Raw genomic sequence first — 21,822 nt, forward strand, 5'->3', positions numbered from 1 at the left:
CTCGGCTTACCCCTCGTCCTTGATCATGTAGCCGGCGCCGCGAATAGTCTTCAGAAGCGGCTTTTCGAAGTCCTTCTCGATCTTCGATCTCAGCCGGGAGACATGCACGTCGATGACATTGGTCTGGGGATCGAAATGATAATCCCAGACGTTTTCGAGCAGCATGGTGCGGGTGACCACCTGGCCGGCGTTCTTCATCAGATATTCGAGCAGGCGGAATTCTCGCGGCTGCAGAAGCACTTCCTTGCCGGCGCGCTTCACCTCGTGCGACAGCCGGTCGAGTTCCAGATCACCGACCCGATAGACCATGTCCTGTTCAGGCGTGCCCTTGCGGCGGCCGAGCACTTCGACGCGGGCGAGCAGCTCGGAAAAGGCATAGGGTTTCGGCAGGTAATCGTCGCCGCCGGCGCGCAGGCCGGTCACCCGGTCGTCCACCTGGCCGAGCGCCGAGAGGATCAGCACCGGGGTATTGATGCTGCGCTTGCGCAATTCGCTGATGACGGACAGCCCGTCGCGTCGCGGCAGCATACGGTCGATGACCATCACGTCGTAGGAATTTTCGGTTCCCATGAACAGGCCGCTCTCGCCGTCGCTTGCGTGGTCGACCACGATCCCGGCCTCGCGAAAGGCCTTGGTCATATAGGCCGCGGCCTCCAAATCGTCTTCGATCACCAGAATCTTCATGTGCGGAACAATAGCGTCCGCGCCCGCCTTTGCACTACGGGAATCTGCGGTACCGGCAGAATATCGGGTATCCGTTTCCATCACACGCTCCATGGAAGGAAAAAGGGCGCCGACCGTTGCCGGCGGCGCCCTCGATCTTGCGACCTGTTTTCTAGAAATCAGCCTTCATTGATCGGCAGGGCAACGAAACGGCTGCTATTGCCTTCGCCGGCCACCTGGAACAGCGCGCGGGTGCGGCCGTCCTTGCGGGCCTGGTCGAGAACCTTGCCGACGTCGGCGGCACTGGTGACCTTGCGGTTGTTGACCGAGACGATCTTTTCCCCGGTCTTCAGGCCGCGGGCAGCGGCTTCACTGTCCGGATCGACATCGGTGACCGAGAGACCGGAACCGTCCTCGGCCGGAGCGACGGTGATGCCGAGGCTGGCAAGCGCCTTGTCGCTGGAGGGCGCCGGAGCGTCGGGCTGCTTCGGCTCGGCCTTGGCGGCTTCGTCGCTCTGGAGGTTGCCGAGCGTAACCGGGATCTTCTGCGCCTTGCCGTCACGCCATAGATCGACCTCGACCTTGGTATTCGGGCCGAAGGCGGCGACGCGCTTGGCAAGATCACGGGCATCCTTGATCGGCTGGCCATTGACGGCCGTGATGACGTCGCCTTCCTTGATGCCGGCCTTCTGACCCGGAGAGCCTTCCTGCGGAGCAACGACAAGGGCGCCGGTCGCTTCCTTGAGGCCAAGCGAGTCGGCAATATCCTGGGTGACCGGCTGAATCTGTACGCCGAGCCAGCCGCGATCGACCTTGCCATCCTTCATCAGGTTGGCAACGACGTCCTTGGCGGTGGAAGACGGGATCGCGAAGGCAATGCCGACATTGCCGCCGGACGGCGAGAAGATCGCGGTGTTGATGCCGACGACTTCGCCGGAGAGGTTGAAGGTCGGGCCGCCGGAATTGCCGCGGTTCACGGCCGCGTCCACCTGGATGTAATCGTCATAGGGGCCGGAGCCGATGTCGCGGCCGCGGGCCGAAACGATGCCGGCGGTGACCGTGCCGCCAAGGCCGAACGGATTGCCGACGGCAACCACCCAGTCACCGACCCGGACCTTCGAGTCGTCTGCGAAGTTAACATAGGTGAACTTGCGGCTGGTGGCGTCGACCTTGAGGACTGCGAGATCGGTGCGGCTGTCCTTGCCGACCAGCTTGGCTTCGAGTTCGGTGCCGTCGTTCAAAACGACCGTGTAGGCCGAACCGTCGGAAACGACGTGATTGTTGGTGACGACGTAGCCGTCTTCGGAGATGAAGAACCCGGAGCCCTGGGCGGTCGGGCGCAGGCGGTGCGGACGATTGCTGTCCTGGCCCCGCGGGCCGTTGCGATCGGCGCGATCCTGGTTGCGGTTGTTCCGGTCGCCCGGAGCACCCGGAGCGCCGGGCATCTGGCCGCCGAATTCACGGAAGAACCGCTTCAGCGGATGGTCGTCGGGAAGCTGATCGAAGCCGCGGCCGCCAAAGCTGAACGAACTGCTGTCATCGGAAACGGCTTGGGCATCGGACTGGACACGGACGGAAACGACGGCGGGAGAAACAGCCGAAACGACATCGGCAAAGCTCGGGGCCTGCGGTGCGGTGACGCTGACCGGAGCAGCAAAGGACTGCGTGATCTGAGCCGGGATGCCGCTCGAGAGCATGACCGCGGCAAGACCAGCAACCGTGGTGGTCTTCAAGACGGTCTTCAGAGAGGGACGTCCGATATTGCGCATGTTTTAAGCTACCTTCTTCTCTTCAGTCATGATGGCCGGAGGTTGGCCAAGCGGTGGATGACAGAGATATAGGCGCTCTGAGGTTAACTGCAGGTGGCGGACGAATGAAATATTCGTAATGTTCGAGCGTGCCTGTTTCAGGCAGCTACTTTTTCAGAAGCTCTTCAATACGCGCCTGCTCCTCGGCCGAAAGCACCGCAACTGCGCGTTGGCTTGGACGGGTGCGGACGAAGACCAGTATCGCGATTGCGCCGACCAGCAGTAGCAGGATGGGTGTTGCCCAGAGAATGATCGTCTTGGCACCGAGGCGCGGTTTCAGGAGCACGAATTCGCCGTAGCGAGACACGACGTAGTCGATCACCTGATCGTCCGTGTCGCCGTTCGTCAATCGCTCCCGCACCAGCACGCGCAGGTCGCGGGCAAGCTCCGCATTGGAGTCGTCGATCGACTGGTTCTGGCACACCATACAGCGCAATTGGGCCGAAAGATTTCGGGCGCGCTGTTCGAGCACCGGGTTGGAGAGCACTTCGTCGGGGTTGACGGCGAAGGCCGGGAGGGGGGCTAGGAGAGCCACGAGAAGCAGAAAGAACGAGAAAAGTCCCCTTCTGGCCTGCCGGCCATCTCCCCCACAAGGGGGGAGAAAACCCGTGGCAGCACCTCGCATCCATCTCAATGGTGCGATCCGGCAATGAAGCCCCTCCCCCTTGTGGGGAGGGGTTGGGGAGGGGTCTTTGTCGACGGGTATTCCCATCACTCCGCCGCCTCCAGACGCGCCTTGACCGGCTTCGCCTTCCGGCTCGGCGCACCCACCCGCAACCGGCGATCCGACAGCGACACGAACCCGCCGAACATCATCACCAGAGCGCCGCCCCAGATGCAGAGGATGAACGGCTTCCACCAGATGCGCACCACCATGCCACCGCTGTCCATCGCGTCGCCGAGCGAGACGTACAGCTGACTGAGCCCGAAGGTGAGGATGCCGGCCTCCGTCGTCGGCATGCGCCGCGCCGTATAGAGTCGCTTCGACGACCAGACATCCGCCACCTGAACCCCGCCGCGGCTGACGGCGAAATGGCCACGCTGTTCTGTATAGTTCGGCCCGACCGCATCGCGCAGCCCGTCATAGGTCAGCGAATAGCCGCCGATATCGACGGTAGCGCCCTGCTTCATCTCGACCACCGTTTCGGTGCCGAAAGTCGTCGCCGCGAAAATTCCAAGCACCGTGACGCCGAGCCCGAAATGGGCGATCGCCGTGCCGAACACCGAACGCGGCAGGCCGGCCAGCCGCTTCAGCCCGACCGACAGCCCGACCTTGGCAAAATTGCCGCGATACCAGAGATCGGCGAACGCACCGATCATGCCCCAGAAGCCGAGCACCAGGCCGAAGATCGCCAGAACCGGCCCTCCATTCTGGATATAGAAGAAGGCAAGGCCTGCAGCCAGCGCCAGTCCGGCGAAGGCATAGAGCCGCTGCAGGGCGCCCAGGAGATCGCCGCGCTTCCAGGCGAGCACCGGCCCGAACGGCACGGCGACCAGCAGCGGCAGCATCAGCAGGCCGAAGGTCATATTGAAGAACGGTGCCCCGACCGAGATCTTTTCGCCGGTCAGCGTTTCGAGGATCAGCGGATAGAGCGTGCCGGTCAGCACCGTCGCCGTCGCCACCGTCAGGATCAGGTTGTTGAGCACCAGCGCGCCCTCGCGCGAGATCGGCGCGAAGATGCCGCCCGCCTTCAGCATCGGCGCCCGCCAGGCAAACAGCGCGAAGGCGCCGCCGATGAAGATGCCGAGAATGCAGAGGATGAAGATGCCGCGGGTCGGATCGGTCGCAAACGAATGCACCGAGGTCAGCACGCCAGAGCGCACCAGAAAGGTGCCGAGCAGCGACAGTGAAAAGGTCATGATCGCCAGAAGCACGGTCCAGATCTTCAGCGCCTCGCGCTTTTCCATGACCAGCGCAGAATGAAGGAGCGCCGTGCCCGCGAGCCACGGCATGAAGGAGGCGTTCTCGACCGGATCCCAGAACCACCAGCCGCCCCAGCCGAGTTCGTAGTAAGCCCAGTAGGAGCCCATGGCGATGCCGGCGGTCAGGAAGGTCCAGGCGGCCAGCGTCCAGGGCCTTACCCAGCGGGCCCAGGCGGCATCGATGCGGCCTTCCATCAGCGCCGCGACGGCGAACGAGAAGCAGACCGAGAAGCCGACATAACCGAGGTAAAGAAGCGGCGGATGAACCGCCAGGCCGAAATCCTGCAACACCGGGTTAAGGTCCTGCCCCTCGGCCGGCGCCGGATTGAGGCGAAGGAACGGATTTGAGGTCAAAAGGATGAAGAACAGGAATGCGGTCGAAATCCAGGCCTGGACGGCCAGAACATTGGCCCGCAGCGTATCGGGCAGATTCCGCCCGAACATCGCCACCAGCGCGCTGAAGAAAACGAGGATCAGCAGCCAGAGCAACATCGAACCTTCGTGATTGCCCCAGACGCCCGAGAATTTATAGATCAGCGGCATCAGCGAATGGGAATTCTCCCAGACGTTCATCACCGAGAAGTCGGAGACCACATAGGCCCAGGTCAGCACGCCGAAGGAAAAGGCGACGAGCGCGAACAGCACCAGCGCTCCGGTCGGCGCCAGCGCCATCATCGCCACGTCGCCGCGCCTTGCACCGATCACCGGCAGGACGGAGACGAGAAGGGAAGTCGCAAGCGCCAGCACAAGCGCGTAATGGCCGATCTCGATGATCATTGCGTGACCGCTCCCTTGGCACCGCCGGATTTTCCCTGATTGGCCTGGCCCTGCTCCCCCTGGCCCTCGTTCCAGACGCCCTGCGCCTTCAGCCGGTCGGCGACTTCCTTTGGCATGTAGTTTTCGTCATGCTTGGCGAGCACGCTGTCGGCCACGAAACCATGGGATGCCGCATCGAACGCGCCTTCGGTCACCACGCCCTGGCCTTCGCGAAACAGGTCCGGCAGAATGCCCGTATAGGTGACCGGCACATTGCCGGTGCCGTCCGTCACAGTAAAGCTCACGGTCGAGCCTTGGCCGCGCTTCACCGAGCCTTCGGCCACCAGCCCCCCAAGCCTGATGCGGGTGCCGGGCTTGACGTCGGCCTTGGCAAGGTCGGCCGGCATGAAGAAATAGGCAACCGACTGGCTGAAGGCGAACATGACGAGCAGCACCGCGACGAGGATGAAGCTCATGCCGCCTGCGATCACCGCCAGCCGCTTCTGTTTGCGGGTCATTGGGCCACTCCTTCGACGGCAAGCCCCATCTCGTTGGCCAGCGCCACCAATTCTCCTGATGACGGGAACTGCTTGAGGCCGCTCTTCAACGCCGCTTCTGCCTTGAGTTTGTCTCCGAGCACGGAATAGGAGCGCACCAGCCTCACCCAGCCCTCGAGATTATTGGGATCCTGCTTCAGCCGTTCCGCAAGGCTGTCGACCATGCCGCGGATCATCGCCTGCCGATCGCCCTGCGACATGGTTTCGGCTGCCGCCACATCCGCCTGGTTCGGATTTCCCGGCGCCCGCGCCGTGTCGCGTCCGGGCATGATGGTGCCGCCGTTCTTGGCGATATGCTGGTTGACGAGCTGCATCCACGGCGCGTCGGCCGGCGAGGCTTTTGCGATCGTCTCGAACTGCGCCCTTGCTTCCGCCGCCCTGCCCGCCTGCTCCAAGCCGAGGCCGACATAAAAGCGGGAACGTGGATTGTCCGGATCGAGCTTCACCGCCTGCTCGAAGGCGGAACGCGCGTCCTCGGTGACGATCCCGTCATTCGATGCGACCAGCGTTTCGCCGAGCCCGGCGAGCCTCACAGGATTGGCCCCGAGGATGCGGATCGCGTTGCGATAGGCCATTTCAGCATCGCCGAGCCGCATGGAGCGCAAATAGATCGGCGCGAGCAGGTCCCAGCCGGCACCGTCATTGGGGTTTTCGGCGAGATGCCGCTCGGCCTTGGCGACCAGCAGCGCGACATTGTTGCCGGGATTGGCAAGCCGCGCTTCGAGCGGCTGGTCCGGCAGCCCTGGATTGCCGAGCGCCAGGTAAAGACAGAGCCCGACGACGGGCGGAACCAGCGTTACGACGGCGGTAGCGAGCCGATGTTTGCGCGTCTTCGGAGCGGCAATCCCTTCGGCTTGCCCGGCACCGGCCGCAGCCAGCAGCCGGCGGCCGATCTCCGCTCGGGCGTATTCGGCCTCTTGTGGCTCGATCAGGCCCTGGGCTCGGTCCCGGTCCAGTTCGGCCAGCTGATCACGATAGACGGCGACCTCTCCGGCACGGTCAGCGGATGCCGTTTTGGTGGCTCGGGCGAAGGGCAGGATGAGGATTGCCGCAACGGCCGCCGTCAGAGCTGCGAGGATGATCCATAAAACCATAGTGGCCCATTACTGCAACGGCCCGTGCTTTCCAACAGCGCAGCCGGCGTTGACGCGAATTTGAGGCGTTTGGCCGCAAGTTCAAGCCTCATATGGGCTCAATCCGATCCGGCGGCCATGACCCATGTCAAACAGCAGCAGAGGAAATCAGGTGAGCGGCGTCCACGTGCCGTTCGAATTGCGGCAGGCAGCGCCCCGCGCCGTCATGTCGCGGCCATTCATGGTCACCGTATGGCGATACTGGCGGCAGTTCTGGGTGCCGACCTGATAGGGAGCGTTGGCGACCACCTGGCCGTTCGCGTCGTCACCCTTCCAGGTGACTGCTTCGCCGCCGGTTGCCCCTTCCAGGGCGCGATATTCCGCCTCGAGGGCGCGTGACCGGTCGCTTGCCGAAAGCGTCGCTCCGCTCCGTCCGACGATGCCCCCCTGAAGAGCGGAAATATAGGAGGTCGAAGGCGAAGGCCGCGGCGAAAGCAGGCCGCGTGCACCTCCGGGGCCGGTTGCCGAAGTCGTGCCGCAGCCGGCCAGTAGGCCAGCAACCATAAGCGATGAAACGGTATTTCGGAGGTTCAATAATCGCATCGTGTCGGAAACCGGTCGCGGCTCGCTTTCTTCGGAAATCGTGCCGAGACTGGTCCGGTCCCGGCATGGCATCATTATGGCGTCACTGGGAAAACATACAAATCCGGCGATCGTTCAGTCTCCCGCACATTAGCAGACGATCATAGGAAGGTCCGTTCGGGCAAAGATATAGCAGGCGATCCATCCGTCCATAACCAAAGGCAGGGAATAGGCCAGCGTTGCCGATCGGCAACAGTTCCGAAGGGCTGAAGTACGAGACCTGCGACAATCAAGGGGCTTCCTTGGCGACACCCGGAAGCAGAAGTTGCGCTCTGAGGCCACCGCGCGTCCCGCGCGTCAGCTCGACCGAACCCTGATACTCGCCGGTGATCTCGCGCACGATCGAAAGTCCGAGCCCGGCGCCCGGCTTGCTCTCGTCGAGCCGCCTGCCGCGTTTCATCGCCTCGCGGATCTGATCCGGCTCCAGTCCCGGGCCGTCGTCCTCGACAGAGACCTCGACCCAGGAGCGCCGCGCAGTTTCGCCTTCGCCGGCTTGAGGGCCGGATGTCGGCGTCGCGGTGATCCACACGCCGGTCTCGCAGAAGCGCGCGGCATTTTCGAGCAGGTTGCCGATAGTCTCCTCGACGTCCTGCTGTTCCATGGCAAGCGCCACACCCGGTGGAAAAACCGAGAGGTGGAATTCCTTTTCCGGATTGAGCCGGCGCATCACCCTGACCAGCCGTTCCAGCACAGGCTCGAGCTCGGTCCGGGCGAGCAGGGATTCGCGCTGGGCGGCGATGCGCGCCCGGTTCAGATAGGATTGCACCTGCGCCTGCATCCCCTCCGCCTGCGACCGCACCATGTCCGACTGCACCTTTTCCACGGCACGCGATTCGTTGAGCAGAACCGCGATCGGCGTCTTCAGCGAATGGGCAAGGTTGCCGACCTGCATGCGCGCCCGCTCGACGATGCGGCGGTTGCTTTCGATCAGCGCGTTGATGTCGCTGGCAAGCGGCATGATCTCGCGCGGAAACTCGCCTTCCAGCCGCTCCGCTTCGCCGCGCCGGACCCTTTCGAGGGAGCGCCGCGCGCCGTCGAGGGGCTGCAGCCCGTAAAGGATCGCCAGGCCGTTGACGACCAGGCTGCCGAAACCGAAAACGGCAAGCGCGATATAGAGACTGCGGGTAAAGGCCTGGATATCCTCCTCGACGACCGCAAGATTGCCCGAGACGCGGAAGCGCGCGGCGCGGCCTTCGCCATCGAGCACGACCTCCGTCTCGGCGACCAGGACATGGTTCTTGTAGGCGTCTATGGCCGGGTAGAAACGCTCGTAGCGATTGTTGAAGGGCACCGCCAAGATCGACGGCACGCTGATGTTCGAAGTGCCGAGCGAGGAGGAGGAAAGCGGCGTCGCCGCAAACGTGCCGAGCGGCTCGATGATCCAGTACCAGCCGGTCTCGGGCTGCGAAAAGCGCAGGTCGCCGAGCTGCGGGCTGCCGGCGAGCTTGTTGTCGTCGCCGATCGTGATCGAGTTGATGACGTTATAGAGCTGGGCGCGCAGGAGGTCGGTGAAGGCGCGTTCGGCCGATTGCCGGTAGAGCTGCGAGATGACGATCGAAATGACCACCAGAGCCAGCGCCGACCACAGCGTGGCCAGAAGCAGCACGCGGGCAGTCAGCGATCTTGGTCCGATCATTCGGAATTTAACGCGCATCGTTTGGCGCTTGCATCCTGTAGCCGAGTCCGCGGACCGTTTCGATGAGGTCGACTCCGAGCTTCTTGCGAAGCCGGCCCACGAAAACTTCGATCGTATTGGAATCGCGGTCGAAATCCTGGTCATACATGTGCTCCACAAGTTCGGTGCGGGAAACGACCTGCCCCATGTGATGCATCAGGTAGGACAGCAGCCTGAATTCGTGCGAGGTGAGCTTCAGGGCGACGCCTTCGACGCTCGCCTTGGAAGCCTTGGTGTCGAGCCGCACGGGCCCGCAGACGATTTCGGAGGATGAATGCCCCGCCGCCCGGCGGATCAGCGCCCGAACACGGGCCAGCACTTCCTCCACATGAAAGGGCTTTGCGACATAGTCGTCGGCGCCGGCATCGATGCCTGCCACCTTGTCGCTCCAGCGGTCACGGGCGGTCAGCATCAGAACCGGCATGCCCTTGCCTCCGGCACGCCATTTCTCGACGACGGTGATGCCGTCCATGACCGGCAGGCCGATATCGAGGATCACCGCGTCATAAGGCTCGGTTTCGCCCAGATAATGGCCTTCCTCGCCATCGAAGGCCTGATCGACCACATAACCCGACTCCTTCAGGGCGTCGGAGAGCTGCCGATTGAGATTGACGTCGTCTTCGACCACCAGAATGCGCATGCACCGCCCCTCGAATGATATGCCGGCGACTGATGCCGCCGACCCCGCTTTACATCGGAACCCTGACGGTCACCTTGCGCGGTCTTTGATTGCCATCGCCCTGGACGAGCACCGTCACGACGCAGGTCTGGCCATCGGAGGAGGGCTGAGCGGAAAGAAGCTCGCCGCCGGTTTCCCGCACCACGCGAGACGCAGCCGACCCGCAATCGCCTGCGACGAGGACGAGATAATCACGCGCGGAGACCTTCTCCGGCACGAAGCCGGAGAAACCGGCCAGGCCGGCGGTCAATATCGCGATGATTGGCAGTCGCGCCATGGTTACAATTTCCACTCACAAGACAAACAGGATTCATGTCCAAAGCATGTGATGGATTATGTAGCTAAAGGCGGCTGAATGGCAAATGAATGGTCCGTAACGCTTTCCTTCAGGAGGCTATTTTCCCCTGATTCCGCTCTGGGCCGAGACACGCCCATAAATCGCAAAAAGTCCGCCGGCGGCACCCGCAAGCGTCACCGCAATGTCTGCGAGATCGGCCTGCATATCCGCTCCGAGCTCTATTCCTGTAACCTGCAGGAGCGCGGCGGCGACCGCGATCAATCCACCCCAGACAGTCTTCGACTGGTACCATGCCTTCATGCCGTCCATGCTTATCTCCTTGTTTCAGTTTAGAACATAACGACTGTTTCAAACGGAACGCCGAGCGGAACCGCCCGGCCCATCTGTCGTATCCGCAGCGAAAGACTTGCCAGAGGTCCGCCGAAATCGGCGATCTCGTCGGCCGCCGGATAGATGAAAACCGGCCCGGCGACCTCGATCGCGCGCTTGACGGAAGCGCCGTCGAGAAGCTCCAGCCGGTAACCTTCGACCGGCTCGTCCAGCGGGATTTCCGCGCTGTCCCAGCCGTCCGCCTCGATCCTTCCGCGCCTCACCCAGGTCAGCCGGACGTCGCCGATCGCCTGCCGTTCTGCGCGGACATGCACCGGCGATAACGGCGTTTCGGCACGCACACCGCCCGAAAAGACATGCGGGCCGGACCGTCCGCCCGCCTGCCCTACGCTTTCCGCCAGCCAGTTCAGGGCCAGGCCGCGTTCGTCCGCCGCAAGCCCCAGTGGCACCACCGCCTCATCGAGCACGACGACGGCGGTCCCTGAAGCCGCGCCGGCCCGCATGGCGTCCTCGGTCCCCGCCAGCCCGCGCAACAGGTTCGACAGACGCCAGCGGTTAGGGCTGATCTCTTCGGCATCGGCAAAGCCGATCACCTCCCAGACGCCGCTATCCGCCTTCACCGCGATCCGGTTTTCGCCGTTCAGTACGGCCTGCTCGTCCGCCGACGACAGCCCGCCGAAAAACAGTTCGATCTCGATCGTCCGGCCACGATCGAAGCGCCCGGCAATGCCGCCCGTCAGCGACACGGCCAGAACGCCCAACCTCGCCGGCCGGTCGAGCGCGGCCCGCGCGCGATATCCTTCCATCGTCACGGAGGAGGACAGCGCCATCCGCCGCCATGGCCGGCAGAAACCCGCGACCCGGGCAAAGCTCGCCGCCTCGCCGGGCGCGAATCGTGGCAGATCGAGAAGATGCAGGATCGGCGCAAATGCGTCGGAGACAGCGCGGCCGCCATTCCTGTGCCCCTCGCCAGCGGCGTAGTTCGATGGCGCGAGCGGCGCGTGGTGCCGTGCGTCGATCCGCCGCACCGCCCCCTCCTCGATCCGCTCGACGATAAAGGTCCCATCTGGCCCGGCCCCATCCGGCAAAACCAGCCGCACCGCATCCCCGGGCTCGACCGCGACATCGGCCGGCGAGAGCCCGAAACTCAGCGACCGTTTCGCAATCCTGTGGGTACGCAGCAGCGTCTCGACGGCATCGAGCGACGTCTCCTCCGGCAGCACGGCGGGCAGATCGTAGCTCAGGATACGCTGGCTTTCCGCTCGTGCCCGCCGCGACCGCACGCCCGACTGTTCGTAGTCGAGCCGTGGATTGTAGGAGGTCAGCACCGCCTCCGCCGCAAAATCGCTGTCGTGCCCACGGTTTTCCGACCACAGGGCTTCGTCCTCGCTGTCGGCGACGACGGTAACCTCCTTTGCCGCCAGGCTGACCTTCAGCCGCGACCGGAAACGCAGCCTGCCGCTGTCTTCCCCCACATCCACCTGAAACACCTCGAGCAGCGGCTCCAGAAGAGCCCGCGCCGAGGTCACCTCGCCCTGCACATAACCGGTCAGGTCGCCGCTCACTTCGGAAACGTCGAAATCCTCAAAACCGTGCTCGGTCAGGATCGCGGCGATCGCATCGGCGAGCGTCGTTGCACCCAGCCTGCCGTTCAGCCAATGGCCGGCGCGCCAGTTACCGCCATCGCTCCAGGCCGAAAGGTCGCCGGGAAAGGCCGGAACAGGCCTGGCATCCCAGGTCCAGACAAACACGTGGTCCGGGTCGACCATGCCGTCCGGCGCCGCATGGCCCTGCCACCAGCCATGATGCGCTTCCAGGAGCCGCCGCTGCATGCTGTCGGACCGCCCGCCACTCGAAAAATACGGCAGCGCGCTTTCGGCCGATTTCGGATCGATGAAGACGTTCGGCTGATTGGCGCCCTTGTCGACCGCCGGACACCCGAGTTCGGTAAACCAGATCGGCTTCATGCCGGGCAGCCAGGCCGTCGGCGTTATATTCTCGGCACCGCCCACACGGTCATGATGCTTGTTCGACCACCAGCCCAAGAGGTCCTTGTAACGATAGACCCACGGCTTGCCCGCCAGTCCATCCGAAATCAGCGATCGCACCCGGTTCCGCCGGTCCGAATCGCTTGCATAATACCAATCGAAACCCTCTCCGGCCGCGATCTGCGCCGCCATCGCTTGGCGGTCATCCGCAAGACGAAAATCATCCGGATTGTCCGCGACAAGATCCTCGTCGCGCCAATCGCTGAGCGGCATGTAGTTGTCGATGCCGACCGCATCGATATCCGCCGAAGCCCAGAGCGGATCGAGGTGGAAATGCACCTCGCCCGAACCGTCCTGCGGGTGATAGCCGAAATATTCGCTCCAGTCGGCGCCGTAGGTGAGTTTCGTCCCCGGCCCGACGATCGCCCGCACATCCGCCGCAAGCCCAACCAGTTGTTGCACGAAAGGAAACGCTCCCGTCTCGTCGCGCAATTGCGTCAGCCCGCGTAGTTCCGAGCCGAGGATGAAGCCGTCAACCCCGCCTATGGCCGCCGCCAGGCCGGCATAATGCAGCACCATGCGCCGGTATCCCTCGGAACCAGCGCTGAAAGCCTGCACCTGAGCCCGCGCTTCCTCCGTCTTATCCGCCGACGCCGGAAAACAGGTGATCCGCCCGCGCCAGGGAAAGGCCGCCTGCGCCACGCCGCCATAGGGATCCGGCAGGCCGTTGCCGGGCGGAATATCCATCATCACGAACGGATAGAGATAGACCTTCAGCCCCCGCGCCCTGAGATCGGTGATCGCCTGCGCCACGCTCGCGTCGCTCGGCGTACCGCCGAAAGCCGGCCCGCTGATCTGGCTCACCAGATGCGCGCCGCCGCGCGAAATCCCGGCCACCGACCACTCCGCGCTTTCCTCCCGTCGCTCGGGCACCTCGACGCCCGGCACGATGCGGCAACGCCCTGCCCTGAGGTCCGTTCCGAACCAGGAGACCACCAGCGCCACCCGTTCGAGGTTGGGGCAGAGCGCCTGCAACTCATCGAGCGACGCATGCCAATCGGTGCCGGCCGCCAGCGTATGGCGATTGAGAATGCGCCCGCTGCCCTCGCCTGTCTTCTCCGTCACCGGCACAGTCGCATAACCATGCTCCGTCGCGCCCGGCGTGACCGTCACGGCGCGTATCTGATGTTCGAGCCTGCCGACCGGTCGTAGCACCTCGAACTGCAGGAGCGGGATGCGATTGCCGAAACTGTCGAGCGGCAGCCGTTCGAACACGACATAGGCCAGCCCGCGATAGGCCGGCGCATTGCCCTCGCCCTGCTTCGCCTCGATCAGCGGATCGGGCAATTGCTCTCCGTCGCCACGGTAGACCCGCATCTCGATTGCCGTCAGATCGAGTTCACGCCCATCGGCCCAGACCCGCCGTACGCCGGCGATCGGCCCCTCGCAGAGCCCGACCGCCAAGTTTGCGAAATAGCGGAACGTCTCCACCCGCGGCCCGCTGGTCGCCTTGCCGCCGGAGCGCTCGCGCGTTACCTGTTCCTCGAAACGCGTCGCCCAGATCAGCGTGCCGCCGATCCGCGCCGTCCCGTAGATGCGGTTGATCGCCGTTCCTTCATCAGCACCCGGAATGCGTGCAGTCGCAAGACGTGGCCCGGAGATGGTCGTGCCGCTGCCGCCGATCAGCGCCCGATCGACCATGCTGCCGGCCAGCGCCCCTGCCGCCCGCCCGATGATCGCACCGACCGGACCGAACACACTGCCGAGCGCCGCACCCGCCGCCTGGAAAAGGATAGTGGCCATGGAAATACCTCGCAGCCGCCCAGCGCTGCCACTGGATGCTCGCTCAGATTGTGATAGCGTCAGAAAATTCGGGAGCAGAAGCAGCACACGCCGCGCCAGCCGGCGTATCGGCGAGGATAGGCCGCGCCGACCCAGGCAAGGGCCTTGCTCTCGAAAATGGAGGTAATGTTTATGAGGCTCAGGCCGATTGGCATTACGCTTATCTTGAAGATGACCCGGACGGGCTGGTCTATAGCCGTCCGGATCAATTTCAACAGATAAGCAAAACGGTGGGCGGGGTAGCAGCCCCGCTCACCACTCCAGAAACATATTCCAAACGGCATTTCTTTTCAATGACACGCCGAAGGAAACCGGTGCACCCCCGCAACCCGTCGCCGCCACGATGGTACCAGCGCCGAACGCGTCACGGCCGATTGCTCATAGGCGTGGATGAAATGCTGCGGCCCGGCCAACACCCCGGCATGTTTGGCCGCGCAATCCGGCCGCCAGCGGAACAGCAGGACATCTCCCTGCTCCGCCTCAGCCAACGGCACGCTCGGCCCGAAGAGCCGCGCGGCCGCGTCCGCGAGCCGGTCTTCACCGCTCCGCTCCGCCCAATCGGGCGCATAGGCGGGCACCGTCTCCGGCTCCTCGCCGTAAAGCTCGCGCCAGATCCCGCGGATGAGCCCGATGCAATCGCAGCCGACGCCCCTCGTAGCGCCCTGATGTCGATAGGGCGTGCCTATCCATCCCTCGGCCAGCGCCACGACCCGCTCGCTTTGCCCGCTCATTCGAAGATCGGGCCCCCGTCATGGACCCGCTCCCCATCGACATAGGAATAGGCAAAATCGGCGCCGGGAACATGCGGAAAACCGCGGAAATTCAGATGGTTCGCAAAGCGCGCCTTGCAGGTTGCAAACGACTTGTCGCATCCCGCGGTCAGCGTAAACGTGTGGCCCGCCGCAACCGGCTCCTCCAGTGGCAGCCAGAAAATCAGCTCCACCGAACCGTCCGACCTCTTCTCGTGCGCGTCGACATCGACCGCCACGCCGTCCGAAAACGTCAGCACGCCGTGGCGGAAAAACCCGCTCGCGAAACCACCGAGCCCCGAGACCACAATCCGGCTCGCGTCCTTTACCGCGACCACCGCCCCTTCGCCGCGCCACAGGGCCAGGTCTACGCCGCAGCGCGTATCCCCGAGGCTCGCGTCGCAGCGTCGGTTGTAGACGCGCCCCTGCGGCTGGCTCAGCCGATGCGCCAGACTGCGCAGCTCTGCGCGAAACTGACCGCCGGTGCGGGAAACCTCGCCGATCTCCCGCACGTTCAAAAGCACGTGCTGGTCCGGTGCCGCCCAATTGACGAGAAACAGTTCCACCCGCGCACCGTCGTATCTGCCGGTCGCCAGATCCTGCTCGCCAATCGCCGCATTTGAAAAGCCACCGACGACCTCGTCGGCGCTGGCGGAAAGTCCCGTTGCCGCCTCCGCCTCGCTTGCCGAAAACCCGCTTGCCGCCAGGAAGGTCGTGCCGCTGAATGTCAGGTCATGGTCGTGTTCGGTGAAACCCAGGATCACGCCGTCGCGCCGCGTCACCCGCCATGCGTGACAGGTGGTCGTTGCCTCCTGCGCCAGATGCTCGGCCAGATCAGCCGGTATGGTTCTCATGCCAAAACCTCCGTCAGCGGAATGGTCGGGATGCGCCCGGCATCAAAATGCGCGAGGTTGACGTCGATCCGGTCGGTATCGAACCGCACCGGCACGTCGAATTCGTAACCCGCCCGCACCGCCGCCCCGGCCGGTGGAGCATGCCCGGCGGTAAAGGTGACGATTCCCGTTGCCGCATCGACGGACCAGGCTTCCGCAGGTACTGCGACGCCGTCCACCGACAAGGTGACCGAGCCAGTGACCGGCTTGACGATCCGCCTCGTCCAGCTGCCGCCGCCATCCGCGTAGGTTTTGACGAGCTGGAATGCCGCGGTCTCCCCGTCGCCCGTGCCGATTGCCTGGTCGGTCGCCGATAACGCCTCGCCCGGCGCGCAGGATTTCCAGTCCACCGGATCGCGGAACCGAAAGCCGTAAAGCTGCCCGCCCCGCGCCTCGAAAAACTCCAGCACCGCATAGAGATCGGTAAGCGATTTCACGCCCGATCCCGCATCATAGCTGCGCCTTGAATCCCGCCAGCGCTGGTTGCGCTGCTCGCGTCCGTTGGAAAGGTTGACGATATCGGTGCGCCGCACCGGCCCGCCGGTTGCCCCGAGCGCCAGGCGCAGCGGAAACCGAACCTCGTGAAAACCGCTCATCTCATCCTCGCCAAATCATCGTCACAAGCCGCGCCGGCCGCGCGAAACGCTGCGCGCCAGCATGGCGGAAATCTGCCCTTCGCTTTTCCGAAAACTCGCGGCATCGCTCGCCGTCACGTTGAAGACGATCTGCGGCGTGGCCCCGCCGGCCGACGCAACCCCGAGCGCGCCATCCGGCCCGCGTCTGAGCGGCAGGATCGCTTCCGCGCCGGCCTCGCCCATCAGGCCCATATCACCGCCCATCGGGAAGAAGCTCGGGGAGCGCACGACACCGCCGTCGGCAAACGGCGTCACCGACCCGACAAGCCCGCCGATCGCATTGCCCAGCATGTTTTCGAGCGGTCTGAGGCCAGCGGCCAGCGCGATGTCCGAAAGCCGGTTGCCGAGCCCCTTGAGTACGTCCTCGAGCCCGCGCCCGCCTATCGTCGCGGATCTGAGGGCCCCGGTCAGTGCGGCCCCGAAGCGCTGCGAGCGGACTTCGAGATCCGCCATCACGCCGATCAGCGCCTCCGCACCGGACAGGGTGCCGGCCAAGCTATTGTCGTCTTCCATGGTGAACTCCCGTTTCGTCGCCGCGGCCCTTCATAGAAATCTCTCAAGATCCGCCCCTCATCCGGCTGCCGCCACCTTCTCCCCGTTTTCACGGGGAGAAGGACGCAAGTCGCGCCGACCTTGCCCAATCACGGGCAACACGCGAGGCACGTCTCCTCTCCCCGTCAAAACGGGGAGAGGGTTAGGGTGAGGGGCAATTTTTCGGACGCGACGCCAACTGACAGAAACAAGACGAGCGGTAGACTTACCCATCCGGGAACGCCCGCATCAGCGCTTCCAACCTGGCCTTCTCCATACCTGCGCTACGTCCCCTCATCCCGCCGGTCATGGCAAAAAACTCGACTGGCGTCAGCGCCCAGAAATCCCTCGGCGGAAGCCGCAGCAGGCAGAGGCCGGCATGCATCACCGTTCCCCAAGGAAACGGCTCAAGCCTCGCCTCTTCGATCGCAGTGTCGGGAACCCCTATTGCGATCGCTCCGATTCCCGCTGCGGCCCTCAAGGGTTTGCCGTGGCCTTCCCGCCCGGCTCCGCAAACGTCGCCGCCAGCAGATCCGCGACAATCTGCGCATAGGCTAAAATTCCGCCCTCGATGCTCATTGCCGCCACCTCATCATCGGAGAAGAGATTGCCGCCGCCCCTCAGGCCGGCACCGATCAGCCGGATCATGTCCGCCGCCTTCAGCCGCCCGGAGGAAAACCGTTCCGCCAGCCCGTTGAGGTCGCCGGCTGCAAATGCCGTTTCCAGCTCCGCCAGCGCGCCAAGTGTCAGGCAGAGAATGCGGCGCTCGCCGCCGATCACCGTCTCGATCTCGCCGCGCCTGCGATTCGCGTGTCCGCCCGCCATCACAGCACTCCGAAGGTCAGGCCGCCGGCCGATTCCAGCGCCAGTTCGAAGCGGATCTCGCCATTGTGCTCGCCGGAATATTCGAGCGCCGTCACCTGGAACGGTCCGGTCAACGTGCCGAAGGCCGGGATCAGGATCTGCCAGGCCAGAATACTGCCGGCAAAGAATGCAGCCCGCACCAGCGCATCGCTTTCCTGGTCCTTGAAAATGCCGGCGCCGGTCAGAGAAGCGCGCTGCACGCCGGCGCCACCCAAAAGCTCACGCCAGCGCCCGGCGCTTTCGGCATCAGTGATATCGACGGTCTCGGCATTGAAGGCGAGCCGCTTCGAGCGCAACCCCGCCACCGTCAGGAACGCGCCGTCATTGTCGATCTTCAGGAGCAGGTCCTTGCCCTTCTGCGCCACCATGTGGAAGTCCTTTCCGCTGTTATCCGTTTGTCGCTTCCGCACCGTAAAAAGCGGTGCTAGAGCATCGGGCGCTCAACCATCCCTTTCGCGAATGCCTCCCGCCGCCATGCCCAAAATCCTCCCGCTGCGCTCGGCGCAGACGATCGCCGTGCTCGCCGTCACCCAGATCATTTCCTGGGGCACGACCTTCGATATGCTGGGCGTCATGGGCCGCATCGTCGCGCCGGAACTTGACCTTCCGAACGAGGTCGTATTCTTCGGGCTGTCGATCATGATGCTGGTGAGTGCGCTTGCCGGTCCCGCGACTGGGCGGCTGCTCGGGCGCCATGGTGCTGCAAAAGTCATGGCGAGCGCGTCCGTCATCTTCGCGATCGGCCTCATGCTGCTCGCGAGCGCTCACGAAATCCTGGTCTACGGGCTTGCGTGGATCGTTATCGGCATCGGCGGCGCGCTCGGCCTGTCGGCGCCGGCCTACACGGCGGTCGTCGAGCGCGAGGGGCTGGGCGGCAAGCGCATCATCGCCATCCTGATGCTGTTCACCGGGCTTTCGGCGACCATTTTCTGGCCGCTCCTGGCGCTGATGAACGATCTCGTCGGCTGGCGGATGACGTTTGTATTCTCAGCCCTGCTGCAGCTCTTCGTCTGCCTGCCGCTCTATCTGTTCGGTCTTCCCAAACCGATCGACCGCAACGAGCAAACCCAGGCCACGGATACGGTTCCTGTCGATTTCACACCGCCGGAACGCCGTCGCGCCTTCTTCCTGGTGGCGGCGGCAACGGCGATCAGTTCGTTCATCAGCTTCGGCCTGTCGCCCTCGCTGCTGGCCCTGCTGCAACAGGCCGGCGCCTCGCCAGCACTTGCCCTGCAGCTCGGCTCGGCGCGCGGCGCGATCGGCGTTTCCGCCCGCTTCGTCGACATGGCGCTTGGCCGACGCGGCAATGCGCTGCTCACGTCGCTCGTCGGCACCGGACTGGTTCTCTTCAGTTTCGTGCTCGCCGCGACCGTCACGTCCTCGCCCCCGGTCCTGGTGGTGTTCATGGTGCTCTATGGCTTCGGCACCGGCGTGCTCGCGGTCGCCCGCGCGCTCCTGCCGCTGTCGCTGTTTTCGCCCCGCGAATTCGGCCTGCAATCGGCCCGCCTGTCGATGCCGCAGAACCTTGCCAATGCCGCCGCACCGGTCATCTTCACCGCCCTCCTCGACCGCGTCGGCGCCACGGCGGCGCTTGTGACCGGCGCCGTGCTCTCGGCAATCTCGCTGATATTGGTGCTGATGCTGGTCGGGCTGGTGCGCAGCGCGAATGCGCGGAGCCGCCTAGCTGCTGATCGAAGCCAGGATATCCTTGACCGGTAATAGCAAGGTCCGGTCCAGTCCCTTGGCCTGGCGGAAACCGTATCTGAGGTAAAACCTTGTTGCCTCATCGTCGAGCGCATGAACCATCACTGCCCGGAACGCCACCACTTCAGAGGTCGCAACCACGGCCAACAGAGCATTCTTCAGCAGTTCGCCGCCCAGCCCTTGTCCATGATGCCTCCGGTCCACCGCAAGCCGAGCCAGCAGAGCCACAGGGATCTCGCCCGGCGCCTGATGGCCCTTGACCTGACGGGGCGCTTTTTCACGCGAAATCATGCCGGCGCAAAGCGAGTGGTAACCGACCACCCGAAAATCGGCGTCGGCAATCACGAAGGTCCGTGTGTAACCCTGCACCTGATTGTGAAGCGCCATCTCCTTCAGGAAGGCATCGAGCACCGGCTTGCCGCTGTCGAACTCCCCAAGATGATGATGCTCACTCAGCGGGGCCGGTTTGCGATACATGGCCTCAGTCGAGCCATTCGCGGTTCGACTTCAGCAGAGCCGCGAGCTTCTCATTGACCTGAGCAGGCTCGCCAAGCAGATCCTCGACGGCATCGAAGACAGTCGCGTCGACACCAATGAACCGCTGGTCCAAAAGCTCCTTTTGGGCCGTTGCAAAGGCCGCTTCCGTCATGAATGCGGTCAGCGACTTACCGGAAATCTCGGCCGCCCGGGCAATCACGTCCCGCGTGCCGGCATCGATCCGCAAATTGATCGTTTCGCTTTTTCGAAGAGCTACCATTGCCATCACCCCAATGCACATACATTGTATATACATCTCCGGTGAAATATTCAATGATCAGGCTTTCATTATTCCGTCACCGCCCGAAACCGCATCTCCGCCAGATAGAACTTCGTCTTCGGCTCCCGCCGCGTCCTTGTGCCGACCTGCAGCAGGTTCACCAGCACCGCACCGTCGAGCGGCAATGCCGCATCGTGGAGCAGGCCATGCACCAGGCCGGCGATCTCCTGTGCCTGCCGCCGTCCCTCGCCGTCCGACCAGATTTCCAGAACCAGAAGATGTTCCTCGCCGGCCTCACTGGCGGTCGAAAAATCCCTCGTCTCCATCTCGCCGAACACAATGCAGGGCAGTTTCGGCCGCGGCAGCAGCCGGTCTCGGATGCCGTCCGCGCCGATGATCGCGGTCAGCGCCGCATCACTGGCAAGCGTCTGGTGGATCGCCTGCAGAAGCGCGTTTCCCGCCGTCATCGGGTTTCCTCCTCGCATTGGCAGACGAGATAACGCCGCGTCTCGTCCGGATCGTGCACCAGCTTCACCAGGAAGGTCCGCGCGCCCTTGCGAAACCGCTGGCCGGCTGAAACGCCGTCGCGGAACCGTGTCCAGATGCGGTGGCTGATGGTGCCGGTCTCTGCAGCCGCCTGTTCCGCGACCAGGAACGAAACCGGCTCGATCCGTGCCCACAGCGAGAGCGTCACCTCCCAGGCCACCGTCGCGCCGCCCTGCCCGTCCGGCACCGCCCGGGGCGCCTCGAGGTCGAGCCTTGCGGTCATCAACCCCGGATCGAAGAACAGGACCATCAGAGCCTCCGCATCCGGAAAGGCGCGATCAGCCGCTCATAACCCTCGGGAATGCCGGCCGGCTGGTTCTCCGGCGAAACGACGCCGCGGAAGGCGAACATGTGGCCGATATGGATCGACATCGCCCGTTTCAGCGTGTCCGGCACATCGGTGCCCGCCTCGCCGAAACCGGCCGAAAAGTCGATCTCGATGCCGTTGATCGACCTGCCCGGCGCCGGTGGGTGCCGCAGCCAAAGCCGCGCCGGACGGCCCTTGCCGTCGAGCAGATGATCTTCCAGTGGAACTTCAAGCGCAGTGCCGTCAGCGTCGTAAACCGTAACGTTCTGAATCTCTTGCACCGGCGATCTCGAAATCCGGATCACCCCGTCCGCCGGCCAGCGGTCGAGATAGAACCGCCAGGTTTGAGAGATCAGGCAAAGCCCCGTCTCCCGCTCAAGGTGCTCGCGGGCGGTGCTGATCAGCGAGGCCAGCAGCGCATCCTCGTCGCTTCCATCGAGACGCAGATGCGCCTTCACCTCGGCAAGCGTCAGCGGCTCCGCGGAAGGCGGAGTGGTTTGGGCATAGGTCATGGGGATCCTGGAGTAAGTAGTGGTTAGTCGGTAGTGGGTAGTAAGGCGCAAGCAGAGGCCGTGACGTGGAAAAGGCGGCCAACTGATTGG

At 64.2% G+C, this 21,822-nt stretch carries 25 protein-coding genes; 1 reads left to right on the plus strand and 24 read right to left on the minus strand.

The features are described from left to right. Positions 1 to 6: 6 nt before the first annotated feature. From AC1DLT_RS23520 to AC1DLT_RS23610, 19 genes are all read right to left on the minus strand, one after another. Complete coding sequence (locus AC1DLT_RS23520; RefSeq protein WP_275452108.1) at positions 7 to 765, minus strand: response regulator transcription factor; 759 nt, start codon at positions 763 to 765, stop codon at positions 7 to 9. Between the two features lie 77 nt (positions 766 to 842). Then, positions 843 to 2,432 carry a Do family serine endopeptidase gene (locus tag AC1DLT_RS23525; protein WP_477488348.1) on the minus strand — a complete coding sequence of 530 codons (1,590 nt, stop codon included), beginning with the start codon at positions 2,430 to 2,432 and terminating at the stop codon, positions 843 to 845. A 145-nt stretch (positions 2,433 to 2,577) separates the two neighbouring features. Continuing rightward, positions 2,578 to 3,006, minus strand: coding sequence for a cytochrome c-type biogenesis protein (locus tag AC1DLT_RS23530; protein ID WP_477488349.1), 429 nt, complete (start codon positions 3,004 to 3,006; stop codon positions 2,578 to 2,580). A gap of 176 nt (positions 3,007 to 3,182) precedes the next feature. Beyond that, complete coding sequence (locus tag AC1DLT_RS23535) at positions 3,183 to 5,171, minus strand: heme lyase CcmF/NrfE family subunit (RefSeq protein ID WP_477488350.1); 1,989 nt, start codon at positions 5,169 to 5,171, stop codon at positions 3,183 to 3,185. Continuing rightward, the gene (gene ccmE / locus AC1DLT_RS23540) at positions 5,168 to 5,668 is read right to left on the minus strand and encodes a cytochrome c maturation protein CcmE (RefSeq protein WP_477488351.1); all 501 of its coding nucleotides are present in this window, start codon (positions 5,666 to 5,668) and stop codon (positions 5,168 to 5,170) included. Before ccmE ends, AC1DLT_RS23535 begins: the two co-directional genes overlap by 4 nt. Beyond that, the gene (ccmI, locus tag AC1DLT_RS23545) at positions 5,665 to 6,801 is read right to left on the minus strand and encodes a c-type cytochrome biogenesis protein CcmI (RefSeq protein WP_477488352.1); all 1,137 of its coding nucleotides are present in this window, start codon (positions 6,799 to 6,801) and stop codon (positions 5,665 to 5,667) included. The genes ccmE and ccmI overlap by 4 nt, the downstream gene beginning before the upstream one ends. A gap of 147 nt (positions 6,802 to 6,948) precedes the next feature. Then, positions 6,949 to 7,383, minus strand: a complete 435-nt coding sequence (locus tag AC1DLT_RS23550) for a membrane protein (RefSeq protein WP_038548951.1) — start codon at positions 7,381 to 7,383, stop codon at positions 6,949 to 6,951. A gap of 268 nt (positions 7,384 to 7,651) precedes the next feature. Continuing rightward, on the minus strand, positions 7,652 to 9,058 hold the full coding sequence (locus AC1DLT_RS23555; RefSeq protein WP_477488353.1) for an ATP-binding protein: 1,407 nt from the start codon (positions 9,056 to 9,058) through the stop codon (positions 7,652 to 7,654). A gap of 7 nt (positions 9,059 to 9,065) precedes the next feature. Then, positions 9,066 to 9,737 (minus strand): response regulator transcription factor, encoded by a 672-nt coding sequence (locus AC1DLT_RS23560; RefSeq protein ID WP_038541322.1) that lies wholly within the window; start codon positions 9,735 to 9,737, stop codon positions 9,066 to 9,068. A gap of 49 nt (positions 9,738 to 9,786) precedes the next feature. Beyond that, positions 9,787 to 10,053 carry a hypothetical protein gene (locus AC1DLT_RS23565; RefSeq protein WP_038541320.1) on the minus strand — a complete coding sequence of 89 codons (267 nt, stop codon included), beginning with the start codon at positions 10,051 to 10,053 and terminating at the stop codon, positions 9,787 to 9,789. Between the two features lie 117 nt (positions 10,054 to 10,170). Then, positions 10,171 to 10,383 (minus strand): hypothetical protein, encoded by a 213-nt coding sequence (locus AC1DLT_RS23570; protein WP_477488354.1) that lies wholly within the window; start codon positions 10,381 to 10,383, stop codon positions 10,171 to 10,173. Between the two features lie 20 nt (positions 10,384 to 10,403). Further along, entirely contained in the window at positions 10,404 to 14,195 is a 3,792-nt protein-coding gene (locus AC1DLT_RS23575; RefSeq protein ID WP_477488355.1) for a baseplate multidomain protein megatron, read from the minus strand. A 329-nt stretch (positions 14,196 to 14,524) separates the two neighbouring features. Continuing rightward, the gene (locus AC1DLT_RS23580) at positions 14,525 to 14,965 is read right to left on the minus strand and encodes an NlpC/P60 family protein (protein ID WP_477488356.1); all 441 of its coding nucleotides are present in this window, start codon (positions 14,963 to 14,965) and stop codon (positions 14,525 to 14,527) included. After that, on the minus strand, positions 14,962 to 15,837 hold the full coding sequence (locus AC1DLT_RS23585; RefSeq protein ID WP_477488357.1) for a DUF2163 domain-containing protein: 876 nt from the start codon (positions 15,835 to 15,837) through the stop codon (positions 14,962 to 14,964). The genes AC1DLT_RS23580 and AC1DLT_RS23585 overlap by 4 nt, the downstream gene beginning before the upstream one ends. Continuing rightward, positions 15,834 to 16,472, minus strand: coding sequence for a DUF2460 domain-containing protein (locus AC1DLT_RS23590; protein WP_038541310.1), 639 nt, complete (start codon positions 16,470 to 16,472; stop codon positions 15,834 to 15,836). The genes AC1DLT_RS23585 and AC1DLT_RS23590 overlap by 4 nt, the downstream gene beginning before the upstream one ends. 21 nt (positions 16,473 to 16,493) lie before the next feature. Further along, a complete protein-coding gene (locus tag AC1DLT_RS23595) occupies positions 16,494 to 17,024 on the minus strand; it encodes a phage tail tape measure protein (RefSeq protein WP_477488358.1) in 531 nt (176 codons plus the stop codon). Positions 17,025 to 17,268: 244 nt separating this feature from the next. After that, the gene (locus AC1DLT_RS23600) at positions 17,269 to 17,523 is read right to left on the minus strand and encodes a rcc01693 family protein (RefSeq protein ID WP_477488359.1); all 255 of its coding nucleotides are present in this window, start codon (positions 17,521 to 17,523) and stop codon (positions 17,269 to 17,271) included. Beyond that, positions 17,520 to 17,867 carry a gene transfer agent family protein gene (locus tag AC1DLT_RS23605; protein ID WP_477488360.1) on the minus strand — a complete coding sequence of 116 codons (348 nt, stop codon included), beginning with the start codon at positions 17,865 to 17,867 and terminating at the stop codon, positions 17,520 to 17,522. The genes AC1DLT_RS23600 and AC1DLT_RS23605 overlap by 4 nt, the downstream gene beginning before the upstream one ends. After that, positions 17,867 to 18,274 (minus strand): phage major tail protein, TP901-1 family, encoded by a 408-nt coding sequence (locus tag AC1DLT_RS23610; RefSeq protein WP_477488361.1) that lies wholly within the window; start codon positions 18,272 to 18,274, stop codon positions 17,867 to 17,869. Before AC1DLT_RS23610 ends, AC1DLT_RS23605 begins: the two co-directional genes overlap by 1 nt. Positions 18,275 to 18,380: 106 nt before the next feature. On the opposite strand from AC1DLT_RS23610, the gene AC1DLT_RS23615 reads away from it, so the two are divergent. Then, positions 18,381 to 19,625 (plus strand): MFS transporter, encoded by a 1,245-nt coding sequence (locus AC1DLT_RS23615; RefSeq protein ID WP_477488362.1) that lies wholly within the window; start codon positions 18,381 to 18,383, stop codon positions 19,623 to 19,625. Here the strand turns inward: AC1DLT_RS23615 and AC1DLT_RS23620 are convergent. From AC1DLT_RS23620 to AC1DLT_RS23640, 5 genes are all read right to left on the minus strand, one after another. Then, positions 19,587 to 20,087 (minus strand): GNAT family N-acetyltransferase, encoded by a 501-nt coding sequence (locus AC1DLT_RS23620; protein ID WP_477488363.1) that lies wholly within the window; start codon positions 20,085 to 20,087, stop codon positions 19,587 to 19,589. The two genes, AC1DLT_RS23615 and AC1DLT_RS23620, sit on opposite strands and share 39 nt — an antisense overlap. Positions 20,088 to 20,091: 4 nt before the next feature. Further along, on the minus strand, positions 20,092 to 20,367 hold the full coding sequence (locus tag AC1DLT_RS23625; RefSeq protein ID WP_247139152.1) for a type II toxin-antitoxin system TacA family antitoxin: 276 nt from the start codon (positions 20,365 to 20,367) through the stop codon (positions 20,092 to 20,094). Between the two features lie 68 nt (positions 20,368 to 20,435). Continuing rightward, on the minus strand, positions 20,436 to 20,834 hold the full coding sequence (locus AC1DLT_RS23630; protein ID WP_477488364.1) for a DUF3168 domain-containing protein: 399 nt from the start codon (positions 20,832 to 20,834) through the stop codon (positions 20,436 to 20,438). Continuing rightward, complete coding sequence (locus AC1DLT_RS23635) at positions 20,831 to 21,163, minus strand: phage head closure protein (RefSeq protein ID WP_405029390.1); 333 nt, start codon at positions 21,161 to 21,163, stop codon at positions 20,831 to 20,833. The genes AC1DLT_RS23630 and AC1DLT_RS23635 overlap by 4 nt, the downstream gene beginning before the upstream one ends. Then, positions 21,163 to 21,732: a head-tail connector protein gene (locus AC1DLT_RS23640; RefSeq protein ID WP_477488365.1), complete on the minus strand. Its 570-nt coding sequence runs from the start codon at positions 21,730 to 21,732 to the stop codon at positions 21,163 to 21,165. Before AC1DLT_RS23640 ends, AC1DLT_RS23635 begins: the two co-directional genes overlap by 1 nt. Positions 21,733 to 21,822: the final 90 nt, after the last annotated feature.

It is taken from the genome of Neorhizobium sp. 05N33 (assembly GCF_056397445.1).